Genomic DNA, 19,383 nt, shown 5'->3' on the forward strand with positions numbered 1-19,383 from the left:
GAGACAGTTACTGAGGCTTGAAATGGATACTCGCAAGAAAATCGCGCCATTGCTTTGTTTCTGTTTCGATCTCCTGCGCAAAAAGCTGTGGGTTGGACTTGGGTATGAAGCCGGAGAAAGTCGATTCGATGCGATTTTTTATATCCGGTGCCGTTGACGCCGCGTAGATGTCCGCGGCGATGCGGTCGAGCACGCTTGACGGCGTGCCCTTTGGCGCGAACACACCATTCCAGAGGACCGGGTAAAACCCCCTGTACCCGGCTTCACGCACCGTCTGGACACTCGGCAACTCGGGGAAGCGTTCCTCGCCGAACGCCGCGATGGGGTAGATGCTGCCGTCGGCGATATGTCCCTTCAGCGCAGCAGGCGTGTTCTCGAGTACCTGCACCTCGTTGCGAATCAGTGCGAGCATGATGGGCATCGTGCCGTTGTAATTCACCTCGGAATACTTCACGCCGAGCCCCCTGAAAACAAACCCGGCGCTCATATTGAAAGCGGTCCCTGGCCCTGTGCCACCGTAGAAAATTCCGCCTGGTGCAGATTCGCTGAGCGTGGCAAGTTCGTGGAGGTTTTTCGCCTTGGCATATGTAACGGCATTCGTGGCAAGCACCATCTTGAACTTGAGGTACTTGAGCACGGGCGCGAGTTCGACCTGGGGATCGAAGTGCACGTTCGCATTGGTCAGCTTGGCCATGCTGGTGCTAAGGCTTCCGAGCAGTAACGTGTGACCGTCAGGCTTCGAACGCATGACATAGGCAACGCCGATCATGGTGCTCGCCCCTGGCATGTTCTGCACGATCACCGGCTGCTTCCACAGGGCCGAAAGCTTCGGCGCGATCATCCGTGCCCAAAGATCTGCCGTATTACCAGGCTCATAGGGAACGATCAACGTCACCTGCCTGCCTGGAAACTCGCTCGCCGCCGCGAGACCCGGTGTGAGTCCGCCGGCCAGCAAGCCAGCGAGCGCGAGGCACGCGTCACGGCGGTTCATGCGCGAAAAACTCATGAATGTCTCCGTACGTATTTGGAATGTTCGTCCCGGCTTGGACCGGGATCTGCACGTGGCCCGGATGGGTCCGCGCTACCGCCAGCTGTCTCAACTGCCCGTCTTCGTCTCCAGATAGTCCGGATCCTCCAATTCCGGCGCCACGTTGCTCGGCAGGCCGAGTTCGAATGTGTTGAGCGTGAACGATGCCAGGCAGTAGTAGCCCAGAATTGCGACAAGCTCCGCCATCCCGCGCTCGCCGAGCTGCTCGATGCCGCGTGCGTAAAGCTGCTCAGGCACCCGGCTCGTCGAGAGGAGCGTCGAAGAGACCTCGTAGACCGCTCGCATGCGGTCTTCGCTGATGGCTGGCGCGCGACGCGCCGCGATGGCCTCGACAACCTGCGGGTCGAGTCCCGATTTCAGCGCTATTGCCTTATGCGCGTTCCATTGCACGTGCGCAGTCCAATGCCGGGCGCACACGAGAATGGCGAGCTCACTGAGCCGCGGCTCGAGCGTTGTTTGATAGCGAAGCAGCTCACCCAGCTTCTGCACGCGTCTTGCGAGCTCCGGGTTTCGCAACCAGGCAATCATCGGAGCGGGCACTTTGCCGCGCGGCCCACTTATCACTTCTGCACAAACAGCTGCCTGTTCAGGGGTCATGGCCTCTTCCGCTGGCATTTCCAGTCGTGGCATAAAATTGCTCCTTTCGATTGACTACCAAACGGCGCCCATGCGGTCCATCGGAATCGGCCCGTTGCGCTTTGTCACCGGTTCTTCACCACCAGCAGCGCCACGCTGCTTCACCAAGTGGTGCTCCACCAGCGGCGTATGCATCATGCCGACCACTACCGTGTTCGCATCTGATTACCTGCACCGATATGGAGAATTCTAGGAAGTGGCTGAGTGCTTGCATACGGAGTTGGGCGACAAGGATCCTTGCCCGTGAAGCAAAGACCTCCTCGCGTTGAACCGTTGAACGTTCCGCGATGGCACGCGCCAAGGGCCGATCCTTATCGGCGATCGATCTGCGGTGCCCCACAAGGACGGTCGATCCAAGGCGGTCGTCATACGCTTAGCCCGCTCTTTAAACGGGCGCGTAATCCGACGACAAGAGGTGGGAGTAGATGGTGCTTGGTAGTGGACTGAGCCAAGCGCTCAGAGATCGGCGGGAATGCCTTTAGTATGTGGCCACGGGAAGACGGTCATCGGCGCCAAACGCGCGTGCCGCTCCCCATGTCGATGTTCGTGGTGCAGTTGCCGCCTCAGGCAACACCAAGTTCGCGAAGCGCGGCAATTTCCGGCATCGTGTAGCCGGCTTCGAGCAAGATTTCTTCGGTGTGCTCGCCAATCATAGGAGGCCGCGATTCGACCGTGGGGGACGTACGCGACAATCTTGCCGGTGAGAGTACGACCGGAGCCGAACGGGAAAGACCGGGATAGTCGATCCAGTCGAACGCACGCGACGCACGAATCACCGGGTCTTCCAGTGCTTCACGCGGGGAATAGACGGGGCCCGACGGAATCTTGGCCTTTTCGAGTTCAGCCAACGCTTGCTCGCGCGAGCGGGACGCACACCATTGCACCATCATCTGGCTCAGCAGTTCCCCGTTCTGCCCGCGCAGCAGGTCATCGCTGAAGCGCGGATCCTCGAGCAGTTCCTGGGCGCCGATCATCTTCGACCATCGCTTGAACAAAGACTGCCCAATAACCTGAACGATGATCCATCCATCCGTGACTCGAAAGATATCCGATGGACCGTATATTGGGCTCCGATTACCGGTCGCTTGCCGGTTGACACCAAGGACCGATTCCTCGATCAGCACACCGCTTGCAAACGTCAGAGCGGTATGCAGTAGAGAGGCCTCGACGACCTGCCCACGCCCGCTATTGCGACGCTCATATAAGGCCATGACCGTGCCCAGCGCACATGACAATGCAGTAGCAAAATCAACGACAGGCACCATCGACTTTACCGGATTGTCCGGCGTGCCTGACATGTAGACTGCCCCGCTCATTGCTTGGCCGACACCATCAAAGCCGAGCCGGTGAACAGCGTCGGCATGAGTCCCGAATGCAGAGGACGCCGTCAGTATGATGTCGGGCTTGAGTGCGCTCAGTGACTCATAGTCGAGGCCCAGATTCGTCATGGTCGCCGGCGGCATATTCGCGATAACGACGTCCGCAGTGGCGACGAGCCGTCGAACCACCTCACGCCCCTCGGGGCGATCGATATCAAGCGTCAGGGATCGCTTATTTCGGTTGCATTGCAAGAATAGCGCGCCCTCGCCTGTCTCCGTCACCGGCATGACGAACCGGTCTTCGCTCCCGCCTACCCGATCAATGCGAATCACATCGGCGCCGAAGTCGGCGAGCAATGCAGCGCAGAATGGACCCGCGATGTACCGACCAAAATCAAGGACACGGATTCCTTCGAGAACCTTCGGCATATTTCAATATTCCTGTCTATGAATTGGCGGTCGGCGATACAGGCGTCGCCGTGGGGAACTCGGGTGGCCGCTTCTCGCGAAAGGACAGGACGCCCTCCCGCACCTCCGGACCGCCAAAACCGAACATCTCGAGTGCAAGCGATGCGTCGAAGATCGGCCCCGCCTGGCGAAGCCAGTTGTTAAAGGCATATTTCGTCCAGCGAATCGCCGTGGGCGCGCCGTTTGCGAGGCGCGTGGCGATCGATAGCGCCTCGTCCTGCAGTTCGTCGTCCTCGACGGCAATCGAGACGAGCCCCATCTGCTCTGCCTTTTCCCCGCTCACCGGCTCACAAAGCATTAAGTGATACTTCGCTTTCGCGAGACCGCAGAGCAACGGCCAGACGATGGCAGCATGATCACCGGCGGCCACGCCCAGCCTCGTGTGTCCGTCAACAAGACGCGCCGAACGAGCGGCGACGGAAATATCGGCAAGCAACGCGGCAACCAGGCCGGCGCCCACTGCCGAACCGTGGATGGCGGACACGATTGGTTTCGAGCAGTTGATCATGTTGTAGACGAGCTCTTTCGCCTCACGCCACACTCGCACGCGGGCGTCGAACGACTCGATCATCTCCTCGACCACGTCGAAATCGCCGCCAGCAGAGAATGCTCGCCCAGCCCCACAAAGCAGGATGGCGCTGACGTCGGGGTCTGCGTCAGCGTCGCGCCATACGCGAGCAAGTTCATCGTGTCCGCGCGCATCCAGCGCATTCAATTTATCTGGGCGATTCAAGGTGATACGCAGCACACCACGTGCCGGGCGATCGAACGCCAGGCTCGAGTACGATGTATAGGCCCCCAGGCTTGTCTGTTGATCCGACATGGTGCTCTCCCTACTTCGATTTAACTGACGGGGTAGCCTGATGCAGGCGTCTACCGTGGCGATCGTGCCGACATTTAACGAGGCCGATCGACCGAGTAGTCCTGAGGACATCAATGCGCCCCGTACGCCGGATGTAAGCGTCATGCAGCATGACGGCTCCGACAGCCATTCTGAGAGCCTCCCCTCCATCGCGTCAACGCGATCGCAGCCACGTTCCGTACGTCGAAAATGTTGCTTCCCGATTGGTGGCCGAATCCGAACTTCGCCGCCGCAGAAGCGTTGGTTCGAAATTGATCATTTGGCGCGGCGTCGCACGCGAACTACATTGGCTGGCAATGGAACCCGCCAAAACCGCCGTGAACCTGCACCGCTCCCTCCCAGACCTGAGCGCAACGATCCGTCCCGGCGACGCCCTGCTGTGGGGGCAAGCGCACGCCGAACCGGTAACACTCATTCGCGCGCTCGTCGAGCAGCGACGAGCGTTGGGGCGGCTGCGTTTGTTTCTCGGCATCGGGGCAGCAGACATTCTGCAGCCAGCGCATGCCGACAGCTTCGACTTCCTTGCGTATTGCGGGACGGGTGCAAACCGCAAGCTTGCACAGGCTGGCGTGCTCGATATCCTTCCCGTCCACTACTCGCAACTGCCGCGGCTGATTCGCAGTGGCGAATTGCGCGCAGATGTCGTATTTGTTCAGGTTTCCCCACCGGATGGCTTGGGGCGTTACAGCTTGGGACTCGCTCGGGAGTATCTCGTCGAGGCTGTCCGGCATGCGAGGAGCATCATCGGCGAGATACATCTGGATGTCCCGTGGACGTACGGTGGACCCTATCTGCGCGAGCAAGACTTCGCCCAACTCGTAGAGTCGACTTCGCCACTGCCTTCGTCTGCGCGACCGCTGCCGGGCCGCGTCGAAGCGGAGATTGGAAGGCATGTCGCCAGCCTCGTTGAAGACGGCGCCACGCTGCAGACCGGTATTGGGACGATTCCGGACGCCGTGCTCGCAAATCTGAAAAATCATCGTGAACTCGGCGTGCATTCAGGCAGCATCGGCGAAGGGTTTGCTCAGCTATGCGAAGCCGGCGTCGTGACCAATGCTTGCAAAAGCATCGACGCGGGTCTAACCATCGGCGGCGTGCTGATCGGCGGAGCCGCCTTGCACCGCTTCGCCCACCGTAATCCCTCTCTCGAACTGCGGGGAACGGAATATACGCACGATCAGGCAGTGTTGGCCAGCATAGAACGCTTCGTCGCCATCAACTCGGCCATCGAGGTAGATCTCACCGGTCAAATCAATGCGGAAGTCGCGGGGACGACCTACGTGGGTGGGGTCGGCGGCATTGGGGATTTCCTGCGCGCCGCGCAACGCAGCCGCGGCGGCGTGCCTATCGTCGCACTGCCTTCGACCGCCGGGACGCGAAGCCGTGTCGTTGCGTCGCTGTCAGGCCCGGTAACCGTGGCTCGCAGCGACGCCTGCGTGATCGTGACCGAGCATGGAACTGCCGACCTGCGCGGTTTGTCGATCGCCCAGCGCATTCCACGCATGATCGCCATCGCCGATCCTCTACACCGTGACGCGTTAGAGCGTGAGTCTCGCATGCTCATGAACTGCGCGTGAAAAACGGGCAGCGCGGACCCGTAGCCGGGCGATAGACGGTTCGGAGATGCCCGGCAAACCGCAACGACCGTCGCGAACATGGCAAAGATGGCGCAGAGCACAACGCCCCGCCCCTGGTTCGCTCCTAATCCAGCCAGCGCGAAAAGACGCTCGGATCCTCCCGCTGAGGACGGTACTCGTTCACGGCCGCACCGACGTCTGCATAGCCGAGCGAAAGCGCGCAGACCAGCCGCTCGTCGACCGCACCGAGGTGCGGCAGGACAATTGACGAGAATGGATTCCATGCCGCCTGCACGCAAGTGTGCAGCCCCTCCCCACGCGCGGCGATCATCACGCTCTGCACGAACATCGCGGTATCCATAAGTGCGCCTTGGGCCATCACCTTTTCATTGGTGAAGAAGAGGCCGACGGGTGCGTCGAAGAACTTGTAGTTCCGCTGGTGTTGAGCGTGCATTCTGTCCCGGTCGCCCTTCCCGATACCCAGCGCGCCGTAGAGCCCCCAACCTGTCGCGCGCCGCCGCTCGATGTACGGTGACGTCCATTCAGACGGATAGTAGGGGTAGTCTTCCTGGTAAACCGAAGCGAGCGACGGATCGTCGCGTAGCGCGTCGTGGGCGGCGCACACTTTGCTTACGAGTGCATCGCGGCTCGCACCTCGCACGACGTAGGCTTTCCACGGCTGAGTATTGGAACCCGATGGCGACCAACTGCAAGTGCGCAAGATGCGCTCAATAGTCTCCCGCTCCACTGGCTCCGGCAAGAACGCACGGCAGCAAAAGCGCGTTTCGATCGCCGTATAGACGCTTTGTGGGTCCTCCACGACGGCCCTCACATCGGGGACCTTGCCTCGGCCTTGCAGATCGCGGCCCATCATGTGATTCCTGTTCACATTCATGCTTATCCAATCTGGAATGGCAGCCTGCGTGGCCGCGACATATTCGCAGCCGCGAAAGCATGACCGGATTATCAAACCGGCTGGGAGGCGGTGCTCAGCGAACGAACCGCTGCAGAAAATTCGCTAACCTCGATGTTTTCGAGGTTCTGCACCAGTTCCCAGAACCGGCGTACCTCCGCTTCTGCCGGCGGGTGCGCCGATAGCGCGGCACAGTCGATGAACTTGCGCACGAGCAGTTCTTCTGAGATTGGGAAATCGGGGTGGCCAATGGCATGGCGGACAGTATGCCGGTAGCATTCGCCGCTGCGCAGGTACACAGCCACATCGCCGCCTTCGATCGTGCCGTCATGGGAGCGCTCGTCATCTGCCTCCCACGTAATTCGCTCGGCAAGTTCCAGTACGCGCGGATCGCGCATACCCTCCTCCGAGAACGCCCCGAGCCGCACGCTTCCATGATGGAGCGCCACAGCAGAACAGAACGGGAGGCTGCAAAGCGCATCGATCCTGAGCGTGGGCTGGCGCCGCTGCGCGGCAGGTTCGCAGAATCGCAGGTTGGTCGCTCCAACACGCAAGACGACCTTTTCGATCGCTTGTGGATCGACGCCGTGCTGGTCGCGAACTTCGACGAGTGCCTGCAATGTTGCATGCGTCTCGCGAGCTGAGGGCCAAGCCTTGATTGTGATCCCTTCAGTCTTGTAGTCTTGACCTAGCCTGTCGAGCAAGCGTGCGCGGTCGTATTCGCCGCGGAAAAAAAGCGCCAAAGAAGCCGAATCGACCGTCAAGCGCGTCCGGGTCTCCGCGTAGACCAGCCTCAGCCATGAATGCCGCGGTGACGCCGTTACGCGCGGAGAAACCATCCCGAAGACCACGTACATCCGACCCCGGGCCGTAAAGGCATTGCAACGTGCTGCCTGTCTGGTGAAGTGTCAAGCCGTAGGCGGATTGCAACTGATCGGCGTTGAATCCCAGCGCCCTCGCCGCGGCCGACGTCGCGCCCCAGATCGCGACGATTGCCGGCCATAGCCAAACGTAGTCATAGAGCGATCCCTTTACTGCCAGGCCGACGCGGCATATGACCTCGTTGCCAAGAAGTACCGAGGAAATCAGTTCTCGCCCACTGGTTCCGGGTCGTTCCTCCGCCACGGCCAGCGCGGCGGCGAGGGTAGTCCCAGTGAGATGCGCCACGGCTTCATCGTGTGCGTCATCGAAATCATATTGATGTGCCATCGATGCGTTGGCGAACGCTGCGTGGGGAGCCGGCAGGCGCATCGGATGCCCGATAACAGTCCCGCTCGGCGTGCCGCCCCATTGCGCGAGCATGTGCACGATATGTTGCGCGTTGGCATGCGGACCGCCGCCCGCGAGCATCACACCTACCGTGTCGAAGATGGATCGCTTGGTGCTCTTCAGTGCGGCAGGCGGCAAATCCTCGAACCGCGTGCTGGCCACATAGTCCGCGAGAATCCGGCTGGCATCAGGCGTCGGGGTGCTTGTCATTTAAATCCTCGGTTACGAATGAATGGATGGGGATTACCTACGATCATTGCCGCATGGATGTCGCAACAAGAGGAAAATTGGCACTCACTTTTTAACGCTGGGCTACGCTTCGGTGCAACAAATGGCACACCCATTAGAGCAATCGTAGGCGCTCGGACATCCGGGGCCAATTTGAGAATGACGAATCCGCAATTCGCTGGCTGCGAACGGCGGGCGCCAAAACATAAAGTAATCCGTAATAGAGCCTATTGCTCCAGAGTACGGAACAGGTCGCACCGCCCGGTTGACTCCGGGACCCCACACCGTAATTCTCAACGGTGGCTTCTTATCGAAGTACAAGCCGGGTGCAACGAAAAAGGACTGCAATGAGTTCGGAGTGCGTCGATTCAATTCCAAGGATAGCGCCGCCCTTCTGGGTGCTGGTACTGATCGCGTTGGGTGGAACCATGGCCATGCACATGTTCGTGCCCGCGCTGCCAGATGCCGCTCAGTCGCTTCACGCGCAAGCGGGCCAGATGCAGATGGCTATCAGCATCTATATCATCGGGCTGGCCGTAGGCCAGCTCATATACGGGCCATTATCGGATTCGTTCGGCCGCCGTCCGCTGCTGATGATCGGGCTCATCGTGTACGTCGTGGGCGGACTGATCATCGCGCTCGCCCCGAATCTCTCGTGCCTCCTTTTTGGACGCCTGGTGCAAGCCCTTGGCAGCTGCGCCGGCGTGGCGCTGGGCCGCGCGATTGTCCGCGATACGTCAGACGGCAGCTCGTCAGTATCGCAACTTGCACTGCTCAATCTAATGGTCGTCATGAGTCCCGGCTTCGCTCCCATGATCGGGGGTTTCGTCGCCGGGGCGTGGGGATGGCGCATCATGTTCGCCCTGCTGTCGCTTACTGGGGCGTTCACGCTTGCGGTTGCGTGGAAACTATTACCCGAAACGCGCCGTGCCGCGCACCGAACCGATGCGGCAAATCTTGTGGCCGATTACAGCGCACTGCTCGGGTCCGCCAGATTTATGGGGTTCGCCGTTGGTAACGGCCTCGCAACGTTTTCGATCTATGCGTTTCTGTCGGCAGCACCGTTCATTCTTGTCAACGAATTACATCTTCCGTTGCATCTGGTCGGGATTTACATGGGGCTCATGATCGCCGGGATGGCGATCGGCAACGTCATCACAGTCAAGCTGGCAAAACGCGTATGCCCCGTGTCCTTGATGCGCGTGGGTTGCACAATCAGTTTTGTCTGTGCCTTCACGCTCCTTTGTATCCTGCTGCTTGGCCGGCTCGATGTGCGGACTGTGGTTTGCGGCATCGTCCTCTTCACCTGCGGCTCTGGCATGGTGAATCCCGTCGCGCTCGCGAATGCGCTGAGCGTCAATGACCGGTTGATTGGCTCAGCAGCAGGATTGTGCGGCTGCATCCAATATGCGGTGGGTGCGGTGTGTACTACTGTCGCAGCACTTGGCCCGAGCCCCGCGTTTTCAGCGCTGTTGGTCCTCGTCATCGCGACGGCGACTGCGCAATTTGCCTTTTTCCTCGCACTCGCAAAACGGCCTGCTCGATAGCAGGAACGACGGTTCGTACCTGAAAGCCCAGAGCGACGGCAATGCCGGTTAGCGATTCACCCCGCGCGCACATCATGTCGCTGCGCCAAGATACGCCTCCTGTATGACGCTGCTGTCCCGCAGTTCCGTGGCGGTGCCGCACAGTGCACAGCGGCCGGATTCGATCACATATCCACGCTGGGCCACTTGCAACGCTATGCTTGCATTCTGCTCGACCAGCAGAATTGTCATGCCGGCAGATCGCAGCTCCTCGATAGTACGGAAGATCGCAGCCACGATGAGCGGGGCTACGCCGAACGACGGCTCATCCAGAATCAGCATGCTAGGGCGGCTCATCAACGCACGTGCAATCACGAGTTGCTTCTGCTCGCCACCGCTCAGCGTGGTCGCCGTCTGTGAGCGGCGAGCACCAAGCACGGGAAACTGGTCCATCAGTTGCCGCATATGGTCGCGCACATCGGAATCGCGGCGTCTGACATACGCCCCGAGCAGCAGGTTCTCCTCGACCGTCAACGACGGCAGGAGCCCACGCCCCTCGGGCACGAGCGCAATCCCCGCTTCCACGCGCTCATGCGTGGGTGCCTTCGTGATATCGCGATGCGCGAAGACAATGCGCCCGGATCTCGGTCGAACCGCGCCGGCAATCGCCTTCATCAAGGTCGACTTTCCTGCGCCATTCGGTCCGATCAGGCAGACGGTCTCGCCGGCATGAACTTCTAAGCTGATTCCGTGAATGACGTCTGCGCGACCGTAGCCGCAATGGAGGTCATCCACCTCGAGAAGCGTCGTCATCGCGCACCCTCCTTCGGGCTGCCGAGATAGGCTTCGTGAACGAGCGGATCAGCCTGCACCTGCGCCGGGGTGCCGCTCGCAAGGAGCGATCCGAAATTCAGGACCCAGACATGCTCGGCAATGGACATCAGCAAGGTCATATCGTGTTCCACTATGACGAGGTGGCACCCGGTTTCCGCAACGATACGCAGCAGAAGGTCACCGAGACGCGCCTTCTCCACAGCATTCAGACCCGCAGCCGGCTCATCGAGCAGCAATACCGCCGGCTCAGAACTAAGGGCGCGTGCAATTTCGACCATTCGGCTTTCCCAGAGCGTGAGCTGCGAGGGACGACGCCTGCGCATGGCGACCGCGAGGCCTACACGATCAAGCGCTGCGTGTGCTCGCTCGCGGCTTTCGGCTGACTCCCACCATCCCGGCAACAGCTTGCCTCGCGTGCGTTCTTGCTGACCGCGCACGGACCGCGCAGCGAGCAAGACGTTCTGCTCGATATTGAGATGCTCGAAGAGCCGGACGCCCTGAAAAGTGCGCGAGAGCCCACGCCGGTATATATCGTCCTGGCGCAGGCCAGTGATGTCGTTTCCTTGCAGGAGGACGCGTCCATGGTTCGGGCGCACCACGCCTGTCAACGCGTTGAACAGTGTCGTCTTGCCGGCCCCGTTCGGCCCGATGATGGCGTCGATGCCGCGATCGGCAGGAATGTCGATCGAGACGTTAGACAATGCTTTCACGCCGCCGAATGCGACGCTAACCTTATCGATCGACAGCAAGGAGCGGCTAGCCATGCAAGTCACCGACGTATCGAGCGGAATGGATGGCGTCAATGCAGAAGTCGTCATCGGGGTTCCCCTCTCGTGTGAAGCCGCCTGTATATCCCTGATGCAACTCGTTCGACAACAGACGAGAGTGACGCGATCGCGCCGTGCGTCAGCAACCCTCCTGGACGTATGATCAGCAACAACAGCGTCGCGCCGGCTGTGAAAAGCAGTCGGAATTGACCGAGTTCGCGAAGGAGTTCCGGTATCGCGGCGAGCAACAGCGTACCGGCCAGTGCACCCCAGAAACGATCAAGACCGCCAAAGACGATCGGCAACTGAATCGCTATCAGCAACGCAAACCCGAAATCGTCCGGACGCATGAACAGCACGTAGTGCGCGTAAAGGCCGCCCGCGAGCCCGCCCAAGCCGCCACCCAGTGCGAAGACCGTGAGCTTGGTCGCAACGACCGGAATACCAAGCTGAGGCACGATGAATTCGTCATCCGCAATCGCCGTCTTCAGTCTTCCGAGCCGAGTCCGATCGAGCACGCAGAACCCTGCTACGATCAGGACGAGAATGCCGGCGGACTGTGCCAGCGTCGTGTTCGGTGGGATCTGCGCGAAGCCGAGCGTCGCACCGACCGCTTCTGTGTTGTTCAAAATGATGCGCAGTGACTCCGCGAAACTAAGACTGAAGACGGCGTAGGCAAATCCGCTCAGCCGGACGCGCGTCGCCAGCGAGTCGACGACGAGCGCGCCGACGGCGGCCATCCCCGCCCCGCCCGCCAGCGCAAGCTCGAACGTGACGTGGTAATCGCGAGTCAGGAGAGCGCTCGTATACGCACCGATCGACATATACCCGGCGATGCCAAGATCGAGCTGCTTCATCGAGAGCGGCAAGTAGTGGCCAAGCGCGGCAATGCACAGGATGCACTGGAGCGTGACGAAAGCCTCGAAGGCGGAAGCGGCCATATTAAACCCGTTGTGTCAGGCGTCGGCCGAACAACCCTTGTGGCCGCATCATGAGGATGGCGATCATCAAAACGTACGCGAAGAGGTCGCGATAAGACGTATCCAGGTAGCCCGCCGCGAACGCCTCGACGAAACCTAGCAGGTAGCCACCCACCACCGCGCCCGGAATACTGCCCAGCCCAGCAAAGAGTACGATCGCCAATGCCTTGAATTGCAGCGGCTCGGCGAAATGCGCATCGATCGCTCCAATCGACAGCGCCAGCAGGACGCCTGCCGCTCCGGCAAGCATCGAAGCCAGCGCCATCGTCCTGGCAGAGGTGGCGTTCACGCGCACACCAACCAGCGAGGAGACATCTTCAGAATCGGCGACGGCACGCATCGCACGGCCGACCCAAGTACGCTGCACGACAACCCTGAGCGTCAAGACGAGCGCGAATGTCAGGGCAAAAATCAATACCTGGCCGACGGTGAAGTATGGTTCTGCGCCGCCCACGTGCAGGCGAATGACGGTCGATGCAAAGGTGTCTGGGTAGGAAATCGGCTGGCCGGAGAGCACCGTCAGACGCAGCGTTTCTTCGATGATGATTGCGACGGATATGGAAGTCACCATCGGGATCAAGTGATTCTGACCTCGAACCGGGCGGATGGCGATCCGTTCGATCACCACACCCAGGACAGCTCCGGCAAGCGTCGCAACTACAATTGCAGCGACTGCGCTATTCGTGACTTCGATGACGCCATATCCGATATAAGCGCATGCTGCGAGCACAGCTGCATGTGACAGGTAAACTACCCGCAGTACTCCGAATATAAGGGTGAAGCCCACTGCAACTAGCGCATAGCTGCTGCCGATTGTGATGCCGTTGATGAAACTCTGGCCTAACGCGCCCATCATGACACTCCCCTCAGTCCTTGACCAGTTCCCATTTGCCACCGTGCGATACCAGCACTTGAGGCAACTTGAAGACGTAGCCCTCAGGCGTCATCGAAACGGTCCCCGTCAGACCCGTCCAGTCACGAACCGCGGCCAGCGTCTCAATGAACTTCTTTCGATCCGAGGCGCGATTTGCGGCATCGCCCTTCAATTCGGCACGCTCCATCACCGTCTTCGTCATCATCATCAGGTCGTAGGGCAGTGCCGCGACCCATGATGGCGCGCGACCGCCCGATCGGCTCTCGTATTTTTTGATGAACGCCTTCACGCGCGGGTCGGACGAACTAGCCAGATCCGCCTGGGCATACCGGTAGACACCTTCGAGGATATCGGGGGGCAATGAGCCTACAAGCGCGTTGTATGCAGACTGCGTCAACATCACATGTGCGCCTGAGCGGGATTTGCGCAACTCTTTCAGCAGGCCCACGGCCGATCGATCAAGTGTGGCCAGAATCAAGAGGTCGGCGTTGGCGCTCGCCGCGCGGTTGATCTGCGGCCCGAAATCGACGTCCTTACTCGAAACGGACAGCGTGTCGACCGGGATGCTGTCGTGTGCCAATGCCTTGACGATGAGTTGAGCGTAAGAGGTCGCCGCGTTGTCCTCCTTCTCGACAATCAACGCCACCTTTTTTGGCTTGAGCTTTTTCGTGATGAAGTCGATCGCGACCGGGGTGGTCACGTTGACAGGCGTGGCAAACGAGAATGCCCATGGGCGGTTAGATGCCGTAAGACCGATAGCGGGAGCTGCGGGCGCGAACGCGGGACATTGCATGCTGTTGGCGACCGGGAAACCTACCTGTGCCTCATGCGACAAGGCAGGGCCAACCACGATCAGTGCATCATTGCAGGCTTGCCTGATCAACGTGGCAACCTGTCCGGGGTTGCTTTGTGTGTCCATCATCGTCAACTGAACGGGCCGTCCCTCGATCCCCCCGCTATGATTGATGTCTTCTACGGCGATCTCATAACCCAGTTTGAGGTCGAGACTGTACCCCGCGTTGACACCGGTGAGGGGCAACAACGCTGCGAACTTCCAGGGCTGCGGCGACTGGGCCAGGCTTGGCCCTGCGATTGTGCTGGCAAGCAACGCGGCAGCCAGCTTGGCTCGAAGCTTCATCTGATGTCTCCTCGTTCTCTCTTTTAACGCCATACATTGACTCGAAGCCTAAGCGCTTCGGTCAGGGGCGCCAACTTGAGATTTACGAAGTTTCGATTCGCTGCCGGCGAATGCGTGTGCTCGATGCCGCTACGCTTCGTCAGCGAGTTATCTTTGAGCGGCGGCCGGCACCTCTGGGGGCCGATCCAGCAACTGCTTGAGCAACATACCGGTTGCGGGCCCGATCGCGCGGCCCCTCGCCGTCGCGATGTGGATCGAGCGGTTGGCCCACGGCTCCGCAAAGTTCACCGCCGCAACTTCATTAAATAGCTTGAAGTCGAGCAGGCATTCAGGCTGCACAGTCACGCCGAGGCCTGCCTGCGCCAGGCTGATCGCGACGCCCGCGCTCTGCACACTGTATTTTGGTTTGAATTCGCGCCCAAGCCGTTTCGCCGCTTCCCGAAAACCGCTCAGCATCGCGCCGGCGACGATGACATTTTCCGGAAGGAGGTCTTCGAATGTGACGCTTTGCCGGTGGGCTAGCGGATGCCCTGCAGGTACGACGACGACCATGCGGTCTTTGCGGTACGGGACGATATCGAGGCCGTCCAGTTCGAGTCCAGGCGCCGCCGCGAACACACCAATGTCGGCTTCACCCTGCGCTACATCCTGCACGATCCGGGCATTCTCGACCTCATGCACGACCAGATCGACGAGCGGAAATTCGCGCACGTACTCACCCAGTTCCCGGGCGAGGAACGGAGCAATAATCGAACGCGCGGAGGCAATGGTTACGGCGCCACGCACCCCTTCACAGAATCCGGCAATTTCCGCTCTCGTATCATCGAGCTTGGAAAAAACTGTCCGGATGTATCGCAGGAGTACTTCGCCCGCCGGGCTCGGTACCACCCCCTTCGGGCTGCGCTCGAGGAGCTTTACGCCCGCGATCTCTTCGAGGTCCTGGATTCGTTTCGTCGCGGCCGAGGCAGCAATGTTCTCCCGGATTGCCGCACGCCCGATCTGCTGCTCTTCGACGGCCGACAAGAAAAGCCGCAGCGTGAAGAGATCAACCTGCCGGATGAAATAAAGTCTGTTAAAAGAGCTCATTGCCGTGGAATCATTAACGCAGAGGGAATCATGATGTTGTCGCCTGGTTTGCCCTGCCTCCGCTAGTTTGTGCCGGGGCCGGCTCGATCGCCATGGGCGTTAATCCCAATGCAGTCGGCGGCCTGATAACTCGTGCGCTAACAGCGCGCGACACACGATAAGTGTCAAGGTTCACAGTCGATGTCAGCAAGCAATTCTGGGACTTTATGCGCGGCCAACTTTAGCGCCGGTATCACCTTTTTACGAATTGCCGCCATATGTGGTTCAAGCTCTACAGCGCCGCAACTCAACGCCATCAACGTGCGCGACCGCCCGACGTGGATTGGCAGTGCTATCCCATAGGCGTTGCGCTGATACTCTCCGACCGACATGCATACACCAGACTCCCGCAGATCATCAAAAGCCACCTCTATACCATTGCGCACAGTTGCCGCGGCGCCGCCGGCTGCATTCAGGATAGCGGTCATGCGAGCGCGGCGCTCGTCCGGTGGGAGCGCATAAAGATAAGCACGGCCAACGGAGGTCGATTCCATCGGAAGCACCGTGCCTACGCCGAGCCGAAGCGTGGCGATTCTTGCACTGGTTCGACAAGCGATGTAAAGCATATTCAGCTGGTGGGGCACCGCCAACGCAACGCATACATCAAGTTTGTCCGCTAGTTCCTGCATGAATGGATTGACGCGGTGCGTAACAGGGTTCGCCTCGAGATAGGCGTAGCCGATGCTGAGCGATCCCGGTCCCAGTTCGAACTGACGACCGCCTCCGACTCGCCGTAGATAGCCGATGCGGATCAACGTCGATGTCAACCGTGACACAGTGGCCTTTGAGAGGCCCGTTCGACGGACGAGCTCGGCGTTTGACAGCGGGGCTCGCTCCGCACGGAATGCGCACAGGACTTCCAGGCCGCGCTCGACGGTGAGCGTGACGTTTTGCGAATCGCTCGCGCTTGTCATATTTTCCTCAGTCAACAAATAGCGCCTTTTCCTGCAAGGAACGTGCGGCGGCGACAAGCCTAGGCGCCAATTCGCGCTCCAATCGTGCGCGCCCCATGCGTGCGCTATGACCAATGCATGCGAGCACGAGTGGAGCATGGTCGGGAATGGTCAACGGTGCGGCGACGATCGAGAGCTCAGGCTCCCATTCACCCAGCGACGCGCAATAACCGGTGTTGAGCGCCTGCGAAATTCCCTCGCTGATGCGGTGCCGCAGGTGCGGCCAGTCGCGCCCTGCCTTGCGCTCGATATTGCCAAGCAGATAGAAGCGTTCCAGCTCTGGCAATGCCGAAAGCAACGCCCATCCCATCGGTGACGACGCGATACTCAGACGCGTGCCGACGTAGAGTCCAAGGTCAACTGACGCTGCTTTGCCCGCGCATGTTTCGAGTACGATCACGTCGAGACGGTCGCGCGTCCCAAGCACCACATAGGTTTCGTTTGCATCCGCAAATGACTGCATTCCGAGACGGGCCAGACGCTGGACGTTCGAATGTGCGATTGCCGCGTATCCGAGGGACAAGACGGAAGCCGACAAGCGATATTTGCGCCGCTCCGGCGAATAGCGCAGGTACCCCAGCGTCAGGAGCGAGCGCAGCATCCTGGAGACGGTCGGCGCCGGGATGCCTGTCTCGAGCACGATGTCCTGATTGCCGAGCCATGGCTCCTGCGGCCTGAAGGCCGCCAGAACCGCGATGCTTCGTGCCAGGGGCACGACCATCGCTCCTCCACAGGCACCTTGGGCACCGGCCCCCCGTTCCATCGCTGCAGCATCCAGCCCCGCCTCTTCGCGCGCGGCGACAGATGCGTCGCCATGATGTGTGCGCAATGACATTGATCACCCCGTTTATAGTCAAGCGAATGCCGTAACAAGCATACGGGTCGGAGGGCAGACAACCTGTTCGGTACTCGGTGTTCAACACAATGCATCTAACGAATCGATGGCGCAGCTCGTCAATGATCTTGCGTCAACGTTCCGTACATCGGAAGTATCGCGCTATTCGAGGCCTTGGCCATTCGGGGATACCCGTCCCCGCTCCGTCGCAAACGATTGATAGCGCTTGCCGTTCTCTCGCCCGAGTGCGGAACAGATGTTCCGGCGTTTCCTGACGGAGCGTTCCGGCTAGGAAACCCGCATGGCCGGGCGCCGCGGTCCTGGCGGGAACACGCACCAGGAGCCGTCCTCGTGCCGAAAGAAACAGATGGCTACGAGGCCCGTTGCCGCTTTCGCTTCGACGCGCACGTAACGCCCGCACGCCAAGCTCGAAAGTCTGAATAAACGTACTCGGACCGGTATCGCTCTGTTCGGTGAGAGCCAACTTTCAACTACCTCACGTAACGACCTTCTCGCGCTTTCCATTTGCATCTCCACCGCCGCGGAACCATTCGGTTGCTCGGGGCTGCCGCCCCGCCCGCTCCGTTTCCGCCTGGCACGCATCGCCGGCCATGCCGGCTCCAACTGATTAATGTTCCGCTTCCCGGATCATGTTTCGAGCAATCACAAGTTGCTGGATCTGGCTCGTTCCCTCGAAAATGCGAAAGAGCCGCACATCGCGATAAAAGCGTTCAATGCCGTACTCGCTCATATAACCTGCCCCGCCATGAATCTGGACTGCCCGGTCAGCCACACGCCCGCACATTTCCGAAGCGAAGAGCTTCGCGCAGGAGGCCTCGGTGCTGACCTTTTTCCCCTCGTCGCGACGCCGCGCCGCGTCGAGTACCATACAGCGCGCCGCGTAGAGCTCGGCCTGACTATCGGCCAGCATGGCCTGTACGAGCTGGAAGTCAGCGATCGGCTGACCGAACTGCTTACGCTCCATCGCATAGCGCAACGCATCGTCAAGCATCCGCTGCGCGACGGCCACGCATATGGCAGCAATATGAATCCGGCCCTTATCCAGCACCTTCATCGCCGTCTTGAATCCGTTACCTTCAATGCCGCCGATCAGGTTGGCAGCCGGTACGCGGCAGTTTTCAAAGATCACGTCGCAGGTGTGTGCGCCTCGCTGCCCCATCTTTTTGTCGCGCTTGCCGAAGCTGATGCCCGACGCGCCTGCCTCGACTATGAATGCCGAAATGCCGCTTGCGCGCTTGTCTTCGGGGTTGGTCCGGGCCATAAGCGTAAAAATGCCAGCCTGCGGCGCGTTGGTAATAAATCGTTTCGTACCATTGACGACGTAATCGTCGCCATCACGAATCGCGGTAGCCCGCAATGAAGCAGCATCGGAACCGGCCTCTGGCTCGGTCAACGCGAACGATGCAATCAACTCGCCTGTAGCCAGCCGGGGCAAATACCGCGCCTTTTGCTCTGGCGTACCATCAAGAAGAATCCCCTGCGAGCCGATGCCCACCGTCGTGCCGATCAGCGAGCGGAACGCGGGCGAAGCGCGACCCAGCTCGAACATCGCAAGAACTTCCTCCTCCATCGTCAACTGCAGGCCGCCGTACTCCTCGGGAATCGTGATGCCGAAGAGACCCATCGCCTTCATGTCTTCGATGATGTCCTGTGGAATCTCGTCGGTCTCGGCCACCCGTTCCTCATTGGGGATCAGGCGCTCTCGTACGAATCGCGCGATATTGTCGCGCAGAGCATTCATCGTTTCGATGTCTCGAATCATGGTGGTGTCGTTGCTCGTGTGGGTCCATTGACGACTTCATGCTCCGATTCAAAGGAGTTAGCGTCAATCACATCTGCAGGCTTGTTCCGTACTTTGACATCAACGACGGCAGCGCCAATATCCCTCGGCGCCGGACCGCCTGTTGTTCCGGCCCCGCTCAATGCACTTTTGAAGTACGGAAAGGCTTTGCCTCACGCGTTGACAGCGAACGTCCGTCAGCTCCACTGTGATGGATGATCCCGCTGCAG

At 60.1% G+C, this 19,383-nt stretch carries 18 protein-coding genes; 2 read left to right on the plus strand and 16 right to left on the minus strand.

Annotated features, from left to right (window positions below; genetic code table 11):
- Window positions 1–7: 7 nt before the first annotated feature.
- From B0G77_RS28740 to B0G77_RS28755, 4 genes are all read right to left on the minus strand, one after another.
- Entirely contained in the window at window positions 8–895 is an 888-nt protein-coding gene (locus tag B0G77_RS28740) for a tripartite tricarboxylate transporter substrate binding protein (RefSeq protein ID WP_166656296.1), read from the minus strand.
- Between the two features lie 201 nt (window positions 896–1,096).
- Window positions 1,097–1,678 (minus strand): carboxymuconolactone decarboxylase family protein, encoded by a 582-nt coding sequence (locus tag B0G77_RS28745; protein WP_133665314.1) that lies wholly within the window; start codon window positions 1,676–1,678, stop codon window positions 1,097–1,099.
- Between the two features lie 569 nt (window positions 1,679–2,247).
- Window positions 2,248–3,432 carry a CoA transferase gene (locus B0G77_RS28750; protein WP_133665315.1) on the minus strand — a complete coding sequence of 395 codons (1,185 nt, stop codon included), beginning with the start codon at window positions 3,430–3,432 and terminating at the stop codon, window positions 2,248–2,250.
- Window positions 3,433–3,448: 16 nt separating this feature from the next.
- A complete protein-coding gene (locus tag B0G77_RS28755) occupies window positions 3,449–4,294 on the minus strand; it encodes an enoyl-CoA hydratase/isomerase family protein (protein ID WP_133665316.1) in 846 nt (281 codons plus the stop codon).
- A 335-nt stretch (window positions 4,295–4,629) separates the two neighbouring features.
- Here B0G77_RS28755 and B0G77_RS28760 point away from each other — a divergent pair, with 335 nt between their 5' ends.
- On the plus strand, window positions 4,630–5,910 hold the full coding sequence (locus B0G77_RS28760; RefSeq protein ID WP_133665317.1) for an acetyl-CoA hydrolase/transferase C-terminal domain-containing protein: 1,281 nt from the start codon (window positions 4,630–4,632) through the stop codon (window positions 5,908–5,910).
- A 124-nt stretch (window positions 5,911–6,034) separates the two neighbouring features.
- Here the strand turns inward: B0G77_RS28760 and B0G77_RS28765 are convergent, their stop codons facing one another.
- The 3 genes from B0G77_RS28765 to B0G77_RS44675 form a co-directional block, all read right to left on the minus strand.
- Window positions 6,035–6,784 carry a nitroreductase gene (locus B0G77_RS28765; protein WP_133666914.1) on the minus strand — a complete coding sequence of 250 codons (750 nt, stop codon included), beginning with the start codon at window positions 6,782–6,784 and terminating at the stop codon, window positions 6,035–6,037.
- Between the two features lie 92 nt (window positions 6,785–6,876).
- On the minus strand, window positions 6,877–7,587 hold the full coding sequence (locus B0G77_RS44670) for an MmgE/PrpD family protein (protein WP_243751251.1): 711 nt from the start codon (window positions 7,585–7,587) through the stop codon (window positions 6,877–6,879).
- Window positions 7,493–8,302, minus strand: a complete 810-nt coding sequence (locus B0G77_RS44675) for an MmgE/PrpD family protein (protein ID WP_243751252.1) — start codon at window positions 8,300–8,302, stop codon at window positions 7,493–7,495. The genes B0G77_RS44670 and B0G77_RS44675 overlap by 95 nt, the downstream gene beginning before the upstream one ends.
- A gap of 365 nt (window positions 8,303–8,667) precedes the next feature.
- Between B0G77_RS44675 and B0G77_RS28775 the strand changes: the two genes are divergently transcribed.
- Window positions 8,668–9,867, plus strand: a complete 1,200-nt coding sequence (locus B0G77_RS28775) for a multidrug effflux MFS transporter (protein WP_133665318.1) — start codon at window positions 8,668–8,670, stop codon at window positions 9,865–9,867.
- Between the two features lie 72 nt (window positions 9,868–9,939).
- Here the strand turns inward: B0G77_RS28775 and B0G77_RS28780 are convergent, their stop codons facing one another.
- From B0G77_RS28780 to B0G77_RS28825, 9 genes are all read right to left on the minus strand, one after another.
- On the minus strand, window positions 9,940–10,659 hold the full coding sequence (locus B0G77_RS28780) for an ABC transporter ATP-binding protein (RefSeq protein WP_133665319.1): 720 nt from the start codon (window positions 10,657–10,659) through the stop codon (window positions 9,940–9,942).
- Window positions 10,656–11,498 (minus strand): ABC transporter ATP-binding protein, encoded by an 843-nt coding sequence (locus B0G77_RS28785; protein WP_133666915.1) that lies wholly within the window; start codon window positions 11,496–11,498, stop codon window positions 10,656–10,658. The genes B0G77_RS28780 and B0G77_RS28785 overlap by 4 nt, the downstream gene beginning before the upstream one ends.
- The gene (locus B0G77_RS28790; protein WP_133665320.1) at window positions 11,495–12,388 is read right to left on the minus strand and encodes a branched-chain amino acid ABC transporter permease; all 894 of its coding nucleotides are present in this window, start codon (window positions 12,386–12,388) and stop codon (window positions 11,495–11,497) included. The genes B0G77_RS28785 and B0G77_RS28790 overlap by 4 nt, the downstream gene beginning before the upstream one ends.
- 1 nt (window position 12,389) lies before the next feature.
- Entirely contained in the window at window positions 12,390–13,283 is an 894-nt protein-coding gene (locus tag B0G77_RS28795; RefSeq protein ID WP_133665321.1) for a branched-chain amino acid ABC transporter permease, read from the minus strand.
- A gap of 10 nt (window positions 13,284–13,293) precedes the next feature.
- The gene (locus B0G77_RS28800) at window positions 13,294–14,439 is read right to left on the minus strand and encodes an ABC transporter substrate-binding protein (protein WP_166656297.1); all 1,146 of its coding nucleotides are present in this window, start codon (window positions 14,437–14,439) and stop codon (window positions 13,294–13,296) included.
- A gap of 147 nt (window positions 14,440–14,586) precedes the next feature.
- The gene (locus B0G77_RS28805) at window positions 14,587–15,525 is read right to left on the minus strand and encodes a LysR family transcriptional regulator (protein WP_133665323.1); all 939 of its coding nucleotides are present in this window, start codon (window positions 15,523–15,525) and stop codon (window positions 14,587–14,589) included.
- 164 nt (window positions 15,526–15,689) lie between these two features.
- Window positions 15,690–16,478: an IclR family transcriptional regulator gene (locus B0G77_RS28810; RefSeq protein ID WP_133666916.1), complete on the minus strand. Its 789-nt coding sequence runs from the start codon at window positions 16,476–16,478 to the stop codon at window positions 15,690–15,692.
- Window positions 16,479–16,485: 7 nt separating this feature from the next.
- The gene (locus tag B0G77_RS28815; protein ID WP_133665324.1) at window positions 16,486–17,352 is read right to left on the minus strand and encodes a helix-turn-helix domain-containing protein; all 867 of its coding nucleotides are present in this window, start codon (window positions 17,350–17,352) and stop codon (window positions 16,486–16,488) included.
- 628 nt (window positions 17,353–17,980) lie between these two features.
- Window positions 17,981–19,135 carry an acyl-CoA dehydrogenase family protein gene (locus B0G77_RS28825; protein WP_133665325.1) on the minus strand — a complete coding sequence of 385 codons (1,155 nt, stop codon included), beginning with the start codon at window positions 19,133–19,135 and terminating at the stop codon, window positions 17,981–17,983.
- Between the last annotated feature and the right edge of the window lie 248 nt (window positions 19,136–19,383).

This window comes from Paraburkholderia sp. BL10I2N1, from assembly GCF_004361815.1.
GTDB lineage: Bacteria > Pseudomonadota > Gammaproteobacteria > Burkholderiales > Burkholderiaceae > Paraburkholderia.